General features: G+C 45.3%; 15 protein-coding genes. 7 read left to right on the forward strand and 8 right to left on the reverse strand.

Annotated elements, in window-relative coordinates:
• Nucleotides 1-45: 45 nt before the first annotated feature.
• From K1F36_RS15675 to K1F36_RS15705, 7 genes are all read right to left on the reverse strand, one after another.
• Nucleotides 46-1,338 carry a Glu/Leu/Phe/Val family dehydrogenase gene (locus tag K1F36_RS15675; protein WP_072880126.1) on the reverse strand — a complete coding sequence of 431 codons (1,293 nt, stop codon included), beginning with the start codon at nucleotides 1,336-1,338 and terminating at the stop codon, nucleotides 46-48.
• Between the two features lie 30 nt (nucleotides 1,339-1,368).
• Nucleotides 1,369-1,533, reverse strand: a complete 165-nt coding sequence (locus K1F36_RS15680; RefSeq protein WP_220114682.1) for a hypothetical protein — start codon at nucleotides 1,531-1,533, stop codon at nucleotides 1,369-1,371.
• A 34-nt stretch (nucleotides 1,534-1,567) separates the two neighbouring features.
• Nucleotides 1,568-2,188 (reverse strand): MCP four helix bundle domain-containing protein, encoded by a 621-nt coding sequence (locus K1F36_RS15685; protein WP_220114683.1) that lies wholly within the window; start codon nucleotides 2,186-2,188, stop codon nucleotides 1,568-1,570.
• A gap of 135 nt (nucleotides 2,189-2,323) precedes the next feature.
• Complete coding sequence (locus tag K1F36_RS15690; protein WP_108423177.1) at nucleotides 2,324-2,686, reverse strand: hypothetical protein; 363 nt, start codon at nucleotides 2,684-2,686, stop codon at nucleotides 2,324-2,326.
• 29 nt (nucleotides 2,687-2,715) lie between these two features.
• On the reverse strand, nucleotides 2,716-3,165 hold the full coding sequence (locus tag K1F36_RS15695) for a GreA/GreB family elongation factor (RefSeq protein ID WP_220114684.1): 450 nt from the start codon (nucleotides 3,163-3,165) through the stop codon (nucleotides 2,716-2,718).
• A 210-nt stretch (nucleotides 3,166-3,375) separates the two neighbouring features.
• Nucleotides 3,376-4,707, reverse strand: coding sequence for a sigma-54-dependent transcriptional regulator (locus K1F36_RS15700; protein WP_220114685.1), 1,332 nt, complete (start codon nucleotides 4,705-4,707; stop codon nucleotides 3,376-3,378).
• A gap of 2 nt (nucleotides 4,708-4,709) precedes the next feature.
• Nucleotides 4,710-5,798, reverse strand: a complete 1,089-nt coding sequence (locus tag K1F36_RS15705) for a sensor histidine kinase (RefSeq protein WP_220114686.1) — start codon at nucleotides 5,796-5,798, stop codon at nucleotides 4,710-4,712.
• 286 nt (nucleotides 5,799-6,084) lie between these two features.
• Here K1F36_RS15705 and K1F36_RS15710 point away from each other — a divergent pair, with 286 nt between their 5' ends.
• The 3 genes from K1F36_RS15710 to K1F36_RS15720 all read left to right on the forward strand — a co-directional run bounded on the left by K1F36_RS15710 (nucleotide 6,085) and on the right by K1F36_RS15720 (nucleotide 9,506).
• Nucleotides 6,085-6,462: a hypothetical protein gene (locus K1F36_RS15710; protein ID WP_083569682.1), complete on the forward strand. Its 378-nt coding sequence runs from the start codon at nucleotides 6,085-6,087 to the stop codon at nucleotides 6,460-6,462.
• Between the two features lie 88 nt (nucleotides 6,463-6,550).
• Nucleotides 6,551-8,611, forward strand: coding sequence for a TonB-dependent receptor (locus tag K1F36_RS15715; RefSeq protein WP_220114687.1), 2,061 nt, complete (start codon nucleotides 6,551-6,553; stop codon nucleotides 8,609-8,611).
• Nucleotides 8,612-8,651: 40 nt separating this feature from the next.
• Nucleotides 8,652-9,506 carry a hypothetical protein gene (locus K1F36_RS15720; RefSeq protein WP_072880138.1) on the forward strand — a complete coding sequence of 285 codons (855 nt, stop codon included), beginning with the start codon at nucleotides 8,652-8,654 and terminating at the stop codon, nucleotides 9,504-9,506.
• A 121-nt stretch (nucleotides 9,507-9,627) separates the two neighbouring features.
• Here K1F36_RS15720 and K1F36_RS15725 read toward each other — a convergent pair whose 3' ends face one another.
• Entirely contained in the window at nucleotides 9,628-10,059 is a 432-nt protein-coding gene (locus K1F36_RS15725; RefSeq protein ID WP_072880141.1) for an RrF2 family transcriptional regulator, read from the reverse strand.
• 115 nt (nucleotides 10,060-10,174) lie between these two features.
• Between K1F36_RS15725 and K1F36_RS15730 the strand changes: the two genes are divergently transcribed.
• The 4 genes from K1F36_RS15730 to K1F36_RS15745 all read left to right on the forward strand — a co-directional run bounded on the left by K1F36_RS15730 (nucleotide 10,175) and on the right by K1F36_RS15745 (nucleotide 14,012).
• Entirely contained in the window at nucleotides 10,175-10,687 is a 513-nt protein-coding gene (locus tag K1F36_RS15730) for a c-type cytochrome (RefSeq protein WP_220114688.1), read from the forward strand.
• A 5-nt stretch (nucleotides 10,688-10,692) separates the two neighbouring features.
• Nucleotides 10,693-11,274 carry a fasciclin domain-containing protein gene (locus K1F36_RS15735; protein WP_072880145.1) on the forward strand — a complete coding sequence of 194 codons (582 nt, stop codon included), beginning with the start codon at nucleotides 10,693-10,695 and terminating at the stop codon, nucleotides 11,272-11,274.
• A 39-nt stretch (nucleotides 11,275-11,313) separates the two neighbouring features.
• On the forward strand, nucleotides 11,314-13,266 hold the full coding sequence (gene nosZ / locus K1F36_RS15740) for a Sec-dependent nitrous-oxide reductase (protein ID WP_220114689.1): 1,953 nt from the start codon (nucleotides 11,314-11,316) through the stop codon (nucleotides 13,264-13,266).
• Between the two features lie 131 nt (nucleotides 13,267-13,397).
• On the forward strand, nucleotides 13,398-14,012 hold the full coding sequence (locus K1F36_RS15745; protein ID WP_220114690.1) for a hypothetical protein: 615 nt from the start codon (nucleotides 13,398-13,400) through the stop codon (nucleotides 14,010-14,012).
• The last annotated feature ends 5 nt before the right edge of the window (nucleotides 14,013-14,017 follow it).

Here is a 14,017-nt window from a genome sequence, read left to right on the forward strand (position 1 = left end):
TTAGCCTCCATCACATTCAAATGGAACCCTAAATGGATTATTGGATTATGGAAAAATACCCCTTTGGACATACGTTTCCTCAAGTCGCTCAATGGCAATGATAAAGGCGGCTGTGCGCATATCCACTTTTTTGGATTTCGCCTTATGGACTACTTTGCCAAAGGATTCTCTCATCTTTTTTTCCAATTTTTCCAATACTTCATCCAAATGCCATATTTCTCCGTTGCGATTTTGCAACCATTCAAAATAACTTCCGATCACACCTCCGGAATTACAGAGGATATCAGGAATGATATCGACTCCCCTTTTCAAAAGGATTTCCTCGGCCTTTACATCGGTTGGTCCATTGGCTCCTTCAGCGATCAAACGGGCCTTTATCTTCGGGGCATTTTCAACAGTGATCTGGTTTCCCAATGCTGCCGGGATACAGATATCACAGTCCAGACCAAAAAAATCGGCACTGTCCATAGTATTTGCACCACTAAAACCAAGGATACTTCCCTTATTGGCCTGTACATATTCCAATAATTTTTCAGTGGAGATGCCATCCTCGTTATATATGCTTCCATAGGCATCCTGTACCGCTGTGAGTATTGCCCCCTCCTTTTCCAGAAAGTGTGCGGCCCAATAGCCCACATTGCCAAAACCCTGTACAATGAACCTTTTGTTTTTCAAATCGACCTTTTTGTTTTCTGCCCAAAATTTAATGGTCAGGAACACCCCGTAACCGGTCGCCCTGTCCCTGCCTTCGGAGCCTCCTGCCCCTATGGGTTTTCCAGTGACCACATGTAGGTTCTTTGAACGTTCATTGGGAGATTTGGTGGACATATACGTGTCCAAAATCCAAGCCATGGTCTGGGCGTTGGTATTCACGTCCGGAGCCGGAATATCCAATTCTGGGCCTATATTGTCCCCAAGGGCATAGGTGAACCGTCTGGTGATCCGTTGCAATTCGTCCTGTGAATACTTTGTCGGATCCAATTGGATACCCCCTTTGGCCCCCCCATAGGGCAATCCTGCCAATGAGGTCTTCCAGGTCATCCACATGGCCAGTGCCCGCGCAGCATCAATGTCCACTGTAGGATGGTAACGAAGTCCTCCCTTATAGGGGCCCAGGGCATTGTTGTGCTGAACCCGATACCCCGTGAATATTTCCACTTCACCGTTATCCATGCGGACCGGGAAATGGACAATGAACTCGTTGTTCGTCACTTCAAGGATCTTACGGATGTTCTTGTTCAGTTCAATAATGTCCGCTGCATTGTTGAACTGTCTCATGACATTGTCCAACATACCTTGTTTCAGTTGTTTTTTTTCCGATGTTATCGTTGTTGTCATTGTATAAAATTTTGGTTGCACTAGGTGTGCTTAATTACTTATCATTTCGTTTGTGACCATTATGGCCGGTCCGTCGCTTTCATCAAGTCGATGGACGTATTCATTACATAATTGGATATTGGTCCTGTCCGTACTTAAGGAACAATAGGCCACATGCCTGCACGTTGAGCATAGGCTCCGTACTAATTCTTTCATGGATTCTTTAATTTTATTAATTGAGATTAGGGTATTAATTCCAATGCACGGGGTTTAGCACCTTTACCGGATAGAACGCCAGTACCAAAATCGATATTCCGATGATGACCAGAAATACCACTTCTAAATTGGACAACATCCTATTGACCCCCAAGGTTTTTTCTGATAGCTGGGTCAGCATGTCACTTTGTTCCAATTGGATTTCCTCAAGGCCATCCAAGGTTTGTCTTATTTGTGCCAATTGTGGCAATACTTTTGCTTCGGCCAACGGTTTCCCTTCTTTTGATGCATTGGTTGTCCCACTGGGTTCCAAATCGGAAAATTGACGGTCCAATCGCTCCAACAGCCTGGCCTCGTCCCGTGTCAACTTGGTTCTGGAAAATTCAGCCAACAAAGCTTTGATTTTTTCAGACCTTTCATTACCCTGCACATACTCACCTTTCAAGAGAGCCACTTCCATCTCATGTGCCATATCCTGTAATTGATAGATATAATCCTGCACCACTATGCGATCATCATAAATGGATTTGACCGATGCTTGTATTGTGGAAAAATATTTCCGGTCCAACAGGTTGGAGCCCAGTACCAACAAAAAAGCGGTGGCCAGGACCAGACCGACCAATATTCGTTGTTTTATTGAAAATTTAGTTTTCATGTTTTAATCATTTAGGTATTACATCAAAGAATTATCCTCTGGATCGAAAATCCACCCGGCCACTACCTTGTTGAGCAAATAACAATTTTGGAAAACCGGGTGGACATCATCAACTAACCACCAATCATAAATCAACTATAAGGTTTGGAGCTCTCCGGACTCCATTGCCCCAAAAAAGTCGACGGCCACTATGCTATGACTGCCAAAGAACCTGTTACCATCAACTCGTTTGATCTTGATCTTTGTGGATCCATCCTTTTTTTCTTTGACGGAAGTCACCACCACTTTTTCCCCTTCCACACGTTTGTAGTTTGCGATACCCCCTCTTTTGATGATAAAGTTCGCCTTGGGGAAGTCAATATACTTGTACTTGTTCGTTTCAGGTTTTCCGATTTCGAATACATCTCCGACTTTGACTTTTGTGTTCGTTTGGGATGCATTGGCCTGTGCATGCAACAGGTTTATAGAAAACAAAAGGACAATTACATATTTAATCATAACCATAATATTTAGGATCAATAAATCACTTACTGTTCGGGTACCATCTTTTGCATGTCACCATCTGAAATGGAGAGTTTGACCTTTTGCCTTCCCTGCTTCACTTTTTCGATCGTAAAAGATATTTTACTACCGGGAAGGCCATAGGTAATTCGGTCACCTTTGGAGAAACCGATCAATGACGCGCCCAAACTACTGGTGACAGAAATTTGGTTTGTCATCGGATCTTCTTCACCAGGAGGTACAAGTCGGAAGGAATCCCGATGGTCCGAGGAACCAACAAGGGTAACCTCGGAATACAGTCGAACAATGTCAGAGGGCATCCGGCCCTCATCCAACACCACAGCATTGTTCAAATTCAGGTCCAAGATCTCCAATACACCTGTATGGATATAATCTTCCCATATACAATTCTGTTTCATGAACTTTCTGGTCATCAGAAAATCATTCTTTTCCAAAATGAGACTGCCATACTTCATAAGGTTCTCTTATTTTCACAAATCTGTCAACTGGTATTGTCCAGATTTGGCACGTTTGGCAATCCAAAGGGCAAAGTCCGTACCCAATGTTCAAAAAAAAGGAGGTTTGATTGTAATCAACTGATTATCAATACACAATTGAATATTAAAAATTTTGGAGTGGAAATGGAAACGGGGTATATTTCCCCGGTCGGTTATTTTATAACCGGTTCAATCCAGCTTATCACGCAAGGTTTTGCGATCTATCTGCAGTATTTCGGCGGCCTTGGTCTTATTTCCCTTTGTGTGCAAGAGTACCTTTTTGATATATTCCTTCTCCATTTCCCTAAGGGGCACAAGACCTTTTTGGGGGAAATCAATCCGGTACTTCAAGAACTCGGGTATATCTTCGATCCCTATGGGGCCATCCGACATGATCACCACGCGCTGGATTATATTTTCAAGCTCCCTGATGTTCCCTGGCCAGTGGTATCGTTCCAAAATCCCTAAGGCCTCAGGGCTAATTCTTGGCAGACGGTCTTTATATTCAACACCATATTTTCGGAGAAACTTTTCCACTAGCAAAGGAATATCGGATTTTCTATCCCGAAGTGGCGGCACATTGATTTCCACAACCGTAAGTCGATAATATAGGTCTTCCCTAAAGTTCTTGTTCTTGATCTCCTCCAAAAGATCCACATTGGTGGCCGCAACAATGCGGATTTCCACTTTTTCCAGTTTTCGGGACCCCACCCTGGTGATTTCCTTTTCTTGAAGTGCACGCAACAGCTTGGTCTGTACCGCCAAACCAGCTGCTCCTATTTCATCCAAAAAAAGGGTTCCTCCTTCGGCGGCCTGAAAGAATCCACTGCGGTTCTCATTGGCTCCTGTAAAGGCACCTTTTACATATCCGAAGAGTTCTGCCTCTTGGAGGTTTTCGGGGATGGCACCACAGTTTACTGCAATGAAAGGTCCTTTGGAAAACTTACCGGAATAATGGATGGCCCTTGCCACCAGTTCCTTTCCTGTTCCACTTTCCCCCGTGATCAGTACAGTGGCCCTATTGTCCCTCACGCGATCTATGATATTGAGGATTTTCTGAAAGGCGTCCGAACTGCCGACCATTCCTTCAAAACGATTATCACTTATGTCAGGTGTTGATTGTTTCTTTATGGACAAAGGTTGTTCCTCCTTGCTGTACAAGGCCTTTTCAACGGATTGTTTGAGTTCCTCTTTGGTAAAGGGCTTGGTCAAATAATCAATTGCGCCCGATTTGATGACTTCCAAGGCCCCGTCCACCGAAGGATAGCCCGTGACCACCAATTTGGGCATTAGGGGATAATGTTCGTTTGCATATTTCAATAACTGTAGGCCATCCACTTCGGGCATTTGGATATCGGTAATCAAAAGATCAATAACACCATCCTTTAAAATATAAAGTGCTTCCTTTACCGAGATGGCCTTATAGACATGGTAATCGAGTCCTTTCAACTGTCTGGAAAGAAGTTCCAGGATGTGAATGTCGTCATCGACAACTAAGATGTTCTCTTTGTGCAGTGCCATACCTAAATTTTGGGAAACTCTAGGGTAAAGATAGTGCCTTTGGGGGTATTGGGCCGGTGTGAGATCGTTCCTTTGTAACTACGCACAATACCGTGTACTACACTTAGACCCAGTCCTGTGCCCTCACCTGTTGGTTTTGATGTATAAAAGGGTTCGAAAATTTTATCCGCATGTTCTGTTTCTATGCCCTGTCCTTCATCCGCAATTCGGATAATGGTCCTGTCTTTTGATTTGTCAAGTTCAATATGTATAGCTCCCTTCGGCGGGGAGTAATAGGCTGCGTTCATGATAAGGTTGAACAGTACTTGGGTCAGTTGAACGGTATTGGCCCGCATTTGGATATGTTCCCGGCCAAAAGATTTGACAATGTTCAGCTGTTTGGCCTTAAGGGATGGTGCCAACAAGCGTAAAACATTTTCCACAACTGCGTTCAGTTCAATCTGTTCCATCTCTTGGGGCATTTCACAAGTAAAGAACATGAGCTTTTTAACGATCTCTCGACTGAAAATAGCATTATCGATAATTTTCTGGAGATCTCTCCTTGTGGCTTCATCTCCAGTATTTTCCACGAGCAGTTCGGCAAAACCTAAAATATTGGCCAAAGGGGTATTGAGTTCATGTGCAATTCCCGCGGTGATCTCACCCATGATGTGGAACCGATCGGCTCGTTCCATTTGTCTTTTGGTTTCCTCTTCCGAATCACGGATGTGTTTGCGTTCCATCAAATTACCGATGGCCAAACAGACATTTTTGAGCAAGGTCCTTTCCTCATCCAAAAAATCTGTTACGCTAAATTCGGCAGAAGGATAGCCCACTGTTATTCGCCCCTCTACTTTGTTGAATATCTTGACATCGGAAGAATGGGAGACCATATCGTTTCCATAATTGTTGGTCTGTACCTGGTAATCCCCGATCGTTATCTGGACCGCTGCTGCCTCAGCAAACTGCCAACCCCGTTTTAAACAATGGGCAATGGCTTCAAGGGAGGTCTCGAGTTCATCATAATTTGAATTCACAATAATGGAGGTAACCTCATAAAGACAGGTCAGTTCCTTGACACGTTCCTTTAATTTTTGTTCTGTATTTGTCATAAAGCCATATATCATTTTTACAATTTAAAAAAACAATTTCCCAATCCTAATGATGGCATACTGGGCGTGGGTAAGGTTCATAAAAACGATTTGTCCCTTTATTGACAAAAATACAACATGGTCGATCATGAAAGCCCACGCCATATATTTAAAACAATTGTCCTGTCCCCTACCCAAACATCTTTTTAACCCATTTACAAAACGAAAATAGATAAAAAAGACATTTTTATCCTCTTTATGACAATTATCATGTCCCGCCTTTTTGGTCAACCCTACATTTGTTCCTATGAAACCTTATATAATTCTTTTTGTGGCTCTCATCATGTTGGTCAAACCCCTTTGGCCGGTCATCGAATATGTGGCCAATTATGATTATATAGCAAAGGTGCTCTGCGAGAACAAGGACAGGCCCCAATTGCACTGCAACGGCAAATGCTATCTGGCCAAACAATTGGAGAAACAGCAAAAAGACCAGGACAAGAACCCCTTTGGGGAACAACGATTAAAAATGGAGATCCAACCCCTGGTTTTCTTTCAGTCCTTGTTGGTTTTTGATCTCGATACCCTTTTTCAGGTGTATCCAGACAAGAATTCCTTCCGATATCAAGGAATCCATTCCCAACTGTTCATTTCCGACATTTCCCATCCCCCAGAAGTGGTCTGAACAACTTCCCTGTACACATCCCGACGCTTTAAAATACTTGTTGGGACAGTACCCCAATCCCTTTTGAATTGATTCAAAACATTTTTCAATGAAAACCACATATCCATATGGGGCATGGTCGGGCTATTTGGGCCATTTGATTTTGGTCCTCTGTCTGGGGGTCATACCATTGTCCCCACAAAAGGCCCAAGCCCAAGAACCGATCTTGGCCCCTATCATAGACTCTATTCTCCCTATTGACTTAAAGGAAGTCATCGTCATTTCTTCCTTCAACAGGGGGATTGAACACAAATCCCAACCAAAGCCCCTATCCACATTGGACCAATATTTGGAATCCTCCAAAAAGGTTTCCATGGTCAAACGAGGGGCCTATGCCTGGGACCCCATGCTCAATGACATGACCTCCGAACGGCTGTCCATCACAATAGATGGCATGCGGATCTTTGGGGCCTGTACCGACAAAATGGATCCCATTACCTCCTATGTGGATGTGTCCAACCTTTCCGATATCCATGTGGAAAGCGGCCAACAAGGGGCACGGCACGGCAATGTGATCGGGGGCGCCCTGGACATGCGTTTGGAAAAGAGCAATTTTAGGCCCTTGGGATGGACAGGTGCAGTGGAAACTGGCTATGAGAGCAACAATACTGCCCAAATTGTGGGCGGTGAGCTCAACTTTTCGAACGAACATTTCTATGTGGATACGGATCTGATTTACCGCAAAGCGGAAAACTATACGGCCGGCGGAGGTGAAGAAGTTGCTTTTTCCCAATTTGAAAAATACAACCTCTCCACAAATGCGGGATATAAAGTTTCGGAAAACCAAAAACTGTTGGCCAGTTTCATCTTTGATGAAGCCCGGGACGTAGGGTATCCCGCACTGCCTATGGATGTGTCCCTGGCACGTGCCTTTATCGGCTCCCTGAGCTGGGTACAGGACAGTTTTATCGGTGACCTGGAGAATTGGGAGACCAAACTCTATGCGAACACCATTACGCATATCATGGACGACAGTCAACGGCCCGATGTACCCATTCGGATGGACATGCCCGGTTGGAGCGACACCTATGGGTTTTACACCCAGACCGAGCTGATCTTGGATGACCATCATCTTATAGGTAAACTCGACGGCTATTACAACCGTTCCCTGGCGGAGATGACCATGTATCCCAATGATCCCAACGAGCAGGACATGTTCATGTTGACCTGGCCCGACGTACGGACCTTGAACTCAGGCATCTATTTGGAGGACAAAATTTCGCTTAAAGAAAGTTCAGTGAAGCTATCGACACGCTTGGCACTCCAAACCTTCAACGTGGCCGATGATTTCGGCTTGAACAGCCTTCGGATCTTCTATCCTGATATGGCCCAACGGCAGACCCGGGTACTAAAGAGTGTTTCCACGCACTACCACAGACAGTTCAAGGCACTTCACCTCAGTGGTGGGCTTGCGTATGGGGACCGTGCACCATCGGTTTCGGAAGGTTTTGGATTCTACCTGTTCAACAGTTTTGACAACCATGACTATATCGGAAATCCTGACCTTAAGAATGAAAAGGCCCTAGAGGCCAATTTTAAAATGGATTGGCCCATAAAAAATCTGGACATCGCCGTGGAAGGCAATTATTTCCATACTTGGGATTACATCATCGGCGTGGTCCATCCCGAACTGGACGTTATGACCATTGGTGCCGATGGGGTCAAGGTATATACCAATCTGGAATATGCCAACCTTTACAATGTGTCTTTGGACATGGTATACCAACTCACATCGGAACTGGATTGGAGCGGATTGGTCTCCTATCACAGGGGTACGGATCAAAATGGCCGTAACTTACCCTTTATCAGTCCATTGGCCTATCGTTCCCAACTTACCTATGGACAAGGAAATTTTTCCGGCACCCTGACCCTTTCCGGGGCCTTGGACCAAAGCGATTTCAATCCGGATTTTGGTGAGGACCACACACCGGCATATGCCCTATTGTCATTATCATTGGGCAAAACCTTTTCCATAGGAGGTGACGCCCTGTATGGCAAAGTGGGTATCGAAAACATTTTTGACCGGTATTATTCCACCTATTCCGACTGGAACAACATCCCCCGCATGGGAAGGAACTTTTTCATGACCTTATCCTATGCCATCAATTGATCATAAAACTTTTTTATAAATCCCATTTAAAACCCTAACAATGAAAAATATAAAATCCATTTTCGCCCTTCTTGCCCTTTCCTTGGGAATCGCATCCTGTTCCAATGGTACGGATGACCCACTTCCCGTAGCGGACAATCCCCTTGAGGAATTCAACTTGACAGGCAGTTTCGAGGCCAATGGCCATGCCCTGGAAATCTATTCCGAACAGGAAGGGTTTACCATGGGGTACAATGAACTGTTCATCCGTATCAAGGATCTATCGACAGAGGACTATGTATCCGATGCCACAATACATTGGAACCCGGTCATGCACATGACCGATAAAGTGCACTCCTGCCCAAGATCGGAAATCTCAACAACGGGAGAGGATACCGTCTATAAGGGATTTATCGTCTTTCAAATGGCCAGTAATGATGATGAGTATTGGGAACTGAACCTGGAATACAGTTTTGGGGGCACTACCTATACCACTACCGAACAGATTACCGTCAATGCCCCTTCCAACGGAAAAAGGACGGTGAATGTGTTCACCGGAACGGACGATGTAAAATATGTACTGGCCATGATGCCCCTGACACCCGAGGTCACCGTGAACGATCTATCCGCGGTCCTCTTTAAAATGGAGACCATGATGAACTTTCCCGCAGTTGTGGATTACACGGTAGCCATAGATCCCAGAATGCCCAGTATGGGCAACCATAGTTCCCCGAACAATGAAGATCTGCTCTTTGATGCCGATACTGGAATCTATTCCGGAAAACTGTCCTTGACCATGACCGGCTATTGGAAGATCAACCTAAAACTTCTCAATGACCAAGGGGATATACTCAAAGGTGAGGACGTTACCGAAGAAAATGAAGGAAGCAGTTTATTTTTTGAAATTGAATTTTAAAGCTGTTGTTTGCGCTTTTATTCGTTTGTTTGAAAGGTCATCCCATTGTGGATGGCCTTTTTGATGACTGGTACGGCTTAAATTAAAGGAACTCCTTTGGATCAGCTTTAGAAATTTTGGCTCAGACAGGAAAAAACTCCTCAACATCCCTTTTGCCTTCGATCAAATCCAAAATGGTTGTGTTTTCCAATACTTTGATGAATTTTGATTTGTTGGCACCTACCAATTTATGGAGCACGCAGGGCTGGTCGGTATCGCAATCCTTGACGCCCAGAACACATGATTTCACCCTTTTTTCCCCATCGATTACCTTCACGATATCCATCAGGGAACGCTTTCTATCTTCTTTACTTAAAAAAAAACCTCCCCTGGGCCCCCTAGTGGACGAAATAACACCATGACGGGAAAGTTCTTGCAACAATTTGGCGAGATAGGCTTCGGGCACATGGACTACCCCATGCATATCCCGGACCATGACCTTATGGTCCTCATCGGAGTTCAATGCTAAATAGAGAACTCCCTTAATGGCATATTTTGAAGAATTGGATAGCATGATGGCAATATGCTAACAAAGATTAAAAGACATTTTTATCCTTTTTATGATTATTATCATGTTTTAGATATATAACCCTATATACATTTGAATCAAAATTTTAACCATTTATCACATGAAGACAACAATAAAAGGTATGGTCTTGTTCTTTGCACTCATCTTGTTGGGCTGCGGCAGCAAGAAAGAGGAAAAAAAAGAGGAAGGTTTCAGCGTACAACGGAAAAAGGCAGCAACGGAACAGCCTGTTGAGACCAATACTACCAATGAGGTGAAGGCTTCCGAGCGAGTGGATATGTCCACGAAGGGTGTCGGCCCCATAAAATCCGTGACCTTGGCCCCGGAAATCGATCAGGCCTTGGCCGCCAATGGTAAGGAGGTCTACGAACAAATGTGTCTGGCGTGCCACAGGATCGGCAAAAAATTCATTGGTCCACCACCCAATGGAGTATTGGAGCGAAGGAGTCCCGAGTGGGTGATGAACATGATCCTGAACCCTCAGGAAATGGTACAGCAAGACCCTTTGGCCAAAGATCTGCTCCAAGAGTTCAACGGATCGCCCATGTCCAACCAAGGGTTGACCGAAGACCAGGCCCGTGCCATCCTTGAATATTTCAGGACATTAAAATAATACATATGAAATCAACCATTAAACTCAGTACCCTGGGGCTGATCTTGCTGCTTACGCTCAATGGCGGTTGCAAGGATAGGGCCCAAAACGAAACAACCGCTGCCGAATCGAATACATCCGATGCGGTCATTGAGAGCAACAAGGGGCAGGCCTTTATCGAGGATGATGCTTCCACACCCAATGTACTCCAGATTGCCATCGGGTCACCCGACCATAGTACTTTGGTGGCTGCAGTACAAGCAGCGGAATTGGAGAACGCCCTGGTCAATGCAGGACCCCTTATGGTGTTCGCCCCCACCAATGCCGCCTTCGATGCATTACCCGCAGGTACCGTTGAAGATCTTTTAAAACCGGAGAACAAGGAAGCCCTGGCCAACATCCTCAAGTACCATGTAACCCCGGGCAATTATTCCAAGGACTTTTTGAAAAAGTTCAAGAAGTTGGGGCAGGCCAACAATCAAGATGTTCCAGTAGAAGTCAAGGGTGATGATGTCTTTATCGGAGGTGCCAAGATCATTGCCAGTGTACCAGCGGGCAATGGAATCGTCCATATCGTGGACAAGGTCATCCTACCCCCTGCCCAGTAAAAATCGTAAAACCTGTAAAAACGAATAAATCCTAATACAATGAAAATTTATAACCATTTAATTTTGACCTTAGGAGTGGCCCTGATGCTGTTTTCCTGTGGTCAACAGAACCAAAGCTCCAACGGGGCCCTGTCGTCCAGTGCCGCTGAAAAAGTGTATGTTGCCCCTGGTGAGCAAGATGAATATTACGCCTTCCTTTCAGGGGGCTACAGCGGTAACCTAACCGTTTACGGATTGCCCTCGGGAAGGATGTTCAAGGAGATTCCTGTATTCTCCCAGTTCCCAACATCGGGATATGGGTATTCCGAAGAAACCGTGCCGATGTTGAACACCTCCCATGGATTTGTACCTTGGGACGATGCGCACCACCCTGACATTTCACAGACCAATGGCGAGTTGGATGGACGATGGATTTTTATCAATGGAAACAATACGCCTCGTATCGCTAGGGTTGACCTCAGCACTTTTGAGACCGCGGAGATCATCGAGGTCCCCAACAGTGCCGGGAACCACAGTTCTTCCTTCATCACGGAGAACACCGAATATGTTGTGGCCGGTACCCGATTTTCTGTTCCCGTACCCCAACGTGATATGCCCATAAATGAATATAAGGGAAACTTTAAGGGTGCCCTGACCTTTATCAGTGTCGATCCCGAACACGGTCACATGGCCATCAAGTTTCAACTCTTGATGCCAGGTTTCAATTACGACCTCTCCCATCCCGGCCGTGGAAAGTCCCATGGTTGGTTCTTCTTTACCACCTATAATACGGAAGAGGCCAATTCCCTTTTGGAGGTGAACGCTTCCCAAAACGACAAGGATTTTATTGCTGCCATCAACTGGAAGAAAATTGAGGAATATGTGAACAACGGTGGCGGCACCAAAATGCCTGCCAATTATGCACACAATGTATATGATGAACACTCCCATACCGGGACATCCACCATGCGCAATGAGGTATTGACCATTGATCCAACAAAGGTACCAGGAGCGGTTTATTTTCTTCCCACTCCAAAATCCCCCCATGGATGTGACGTAGATCCAACAGGACAATATATCATTGGCAATGGTAAACTCTCCGCTGATTTGACCGTACACTCCTTTGATAAAATGATTGCGGCCATAGAAGGCCAGAAATTTGATGGGGAGGCCTATGGTATCCCAATCCTGAAATTTGAGGATGTATTGGCAGGACAGGTAAAAAGTGGTGGCCTTGGCCCACTGCATACCGAGTTTGATGGCAAGGGCAATGCCTATACCACATTCTTTATCTCATCCGAGGTAGTAAAATGGAAATTGGGCACTTGGGAGGTAATCGACAGAAAACCCACCTATTATTCCGTGGGCCACCTAATGATCCCAGGGGGTAATTCCAGAAAGCCTTTTGGAAAATATGTAGTGGCCATGAACAAGATCACCAAGGACCGGTATTTGCCTACCGGTCCTGAAATGGAACACTCCGCTCAATTGTATGACATCTCCGGGGATAAAATGGAATTGCTCTATGACTTCCCGACCCATGGTGAGCCCCACTATGCCGCCGGATGTCCCGCTGAATTGTTGACCTCGAATTCCAAGAAAATCTACCGCTTGGATGAAAACAGGCACCCTTATGCGGTGACCACGGCCGATGGATCCAAAGTGGTCCGTGACGGAAACGAGGTCCATGTGTACATGTCCACCATCCGAAGCCATTTTACCCCTGACAACATCGAGGGCATCAAGATCGGTGACAAAGTATATTTCCATATCACCAACCACGAACAGGACTTTGATGTGCCCCATGGTTTTGCCATCCTGGGCCAAAACTCATCCGAACTCCTCGTGATGCCAGGACAGACCAAGACCTCTGTTTGGGAACCCAAGGAGGTTGGGGTATGGCCTTTCTACTGTACCGATTTCTGTTCTGCCCTGCACCAAGAGATGCAAGGGTATGTCAGGGTCTCCCCTGCGAATTCCAATACGGAGCTCAAATGGTCCCTCGGTGAATAATTTGATGTATTGTCTTCATTGAACAAAGCGGGCTGTGTCGATGACCTGCCCGCTTTAATCCCTAATTTCAGTATATCGACATCAATCCACCAAAAATCATATTCAATTTGGAACCTCTAAATCAAAGAAAAATGAAAAAGGCTGGTATTTTAATGATCCTTGGCCCGCTCTTCCTATTGGGATTGTATGTCTTCCCCCTTTGGAACATTATGTTGGGTGCCCCCCAATATCCCGATCCGTTGGGATTGAACATCCACATCAATGGTCTACGGGGCGTGAGCGAATTTGATATACAGAACATCGATGGCCTGAACCACTATATCGGTATGCACACCTTGCCCAAGGCTGAGGAAATGTGGGAATTTGGCACTTTTCCCATGGTCATAGGAATCATGGTAGGTATTGGAGTATTGATCGGTGTTTTGGGATATCTGGGCAAAGTAAACTATAAATGGTTCCTCGGGTGGTTCCTATTGATGTCCATATTGGGAATATTGGGCATGTACGATTTCAATGAGTGGCTGGTGGACTATGGTACCAACTTGGATCCCAATGCCATCATGAAATTGACCAATCCCGATGGAAGTCCGATGACCTACAAGCCCCCCCTATTAGGCCATGTAAAAATGCTCAATTTTGACGTCACCTCTTTGCCATCCACAGGTGCCTGGCTCATGTTCATGGGTATGATGCTCACCTTGGTGGCTGCATTCATGGGCTGGAAAAGCACAAAAAACCAAAATTGACGATC

Source organism: Flagellimonas abyssi, from assembly GCF_019457905.1.
GTDB classification, from domain to species: Bacteria; Bacteroidota; Bacteroidia; order Flavobacteriales; family Flavobacteriaceae; genus Flagellimonas; species Flagellimonas abyssi.

What these genes read in the sequence shown, in the direction of transcription:
- K1F36_RS15675 (WP_072880126.1), bottom strand. Translation starts at nt 1,338, where the DNA reads ATGACAACAACGATAACATCGGAAAAAAAACAACTGAAACAAGGTATG.
- K1F36_RS15680 (WP_220114682.1), bottom strand. Translation starts at nt 1,533, where the DNA reads ATGAAAGAATTAGTACGGAGCCTATGCTCAACGTGCAGGCATGTGGCC.
- K1F36_RS15685 (WP_220114683.1), bottom strand. Translation starts at nt 2,188, where the DNA reads ATGAAAACTAAATTTTCAATAAAACAACGAATATTGGTCGGTCTGGTC.
- K1F36_RS15690 (WP_108423177.1), bottom strand. Translation starts at nt 2,686, where the DNA reads ATGATTAAATATGTAATTGTCCTTTTGTTTTCTATAAACCTGTTGCAT.
- K1F36_RS15695 (WP_220114684.1), bottom strand. Translation starts at nt 3,165, where the DNA reads ATGAAGTATGGCAGTCTCATTTTGGAAAAGAATGATTTTCTGATGACC.
- K1F36_RS15700 (WP_220114685.1), bottom strand. Translation starts at nt 4,707, where the DNA reads ATGGCACTGCACAAAGAGAACATCTTAGTTGTCGATGACGACATTCAC.
- K1F36_RS15705 (WP_220114686.1), bottom strand. Translation starts at nt 5,798, where the DNA reads ATGACAAATACAGAACAAAAATTAAAGGAACGTGTCAAGGAACTGACC.
- K1F36_RS15710 (WP_083569682.1), top strand. Translation starts at nt 6,085, where the DNA reads ATGAAACCTTATATAATTCTTTTTGTGGCTCTCATCATGTTGGTCAAA.
- K1F36_RS15715 (WP_220114687.1), top strand. Translation starts at nt 6,551, where the DNA reads ATGAAAACCACATATCCATATGGGGCATGGTCGGGCTATTTGGGCCAT.
- K1F36_RS15720 (WP_072880138.1), top strand. Translation starts at nt 8,652, where the DNA reads ATGAAAAATATAAAATCCATTTTCGCCCTTCTTGCCCTTTCCTTGGGA.
- K1F36_RS15725 (WP_072880141.1), bottom strand. Translation starts at nt 10,059, where the DNA reads ATGCTATCCAATTCTTCAAAATATGCCATTAAGGGAGTTCTCTATTTA.
- K1F36_RS15730 (WP_220114688.1), top strand. Translation starts at nt 10,175, where the DNA reads ATGAAGACAACAATAAAAGGTATGGTCTTGTTCTTTGCACTCATCTTG.
- K1F36_RS15735 (WP_072880145.1), top strand. Translation starts at nt 10,693, where the DNA reads ATGAAATCAACCATTAAACTCAGTACCCTGGGGCTGATCTTGCTGCTT.
- nosZ (WP_220114689.1), top strand. Translation starts at nt 11,314, where the DNA reads ATGAAAATTTATAACCATTTAATTTTGACCTTAGGAGTGGCCCTGATG.
- K1F36_RS15745 (WP_220114690.1), top strand. Translation starts at nt 13,398, where the DNA reads ATGAAAAAGGCTGGTATTTTAATGATCCTTGGCCCGCTCTTCCTATTG.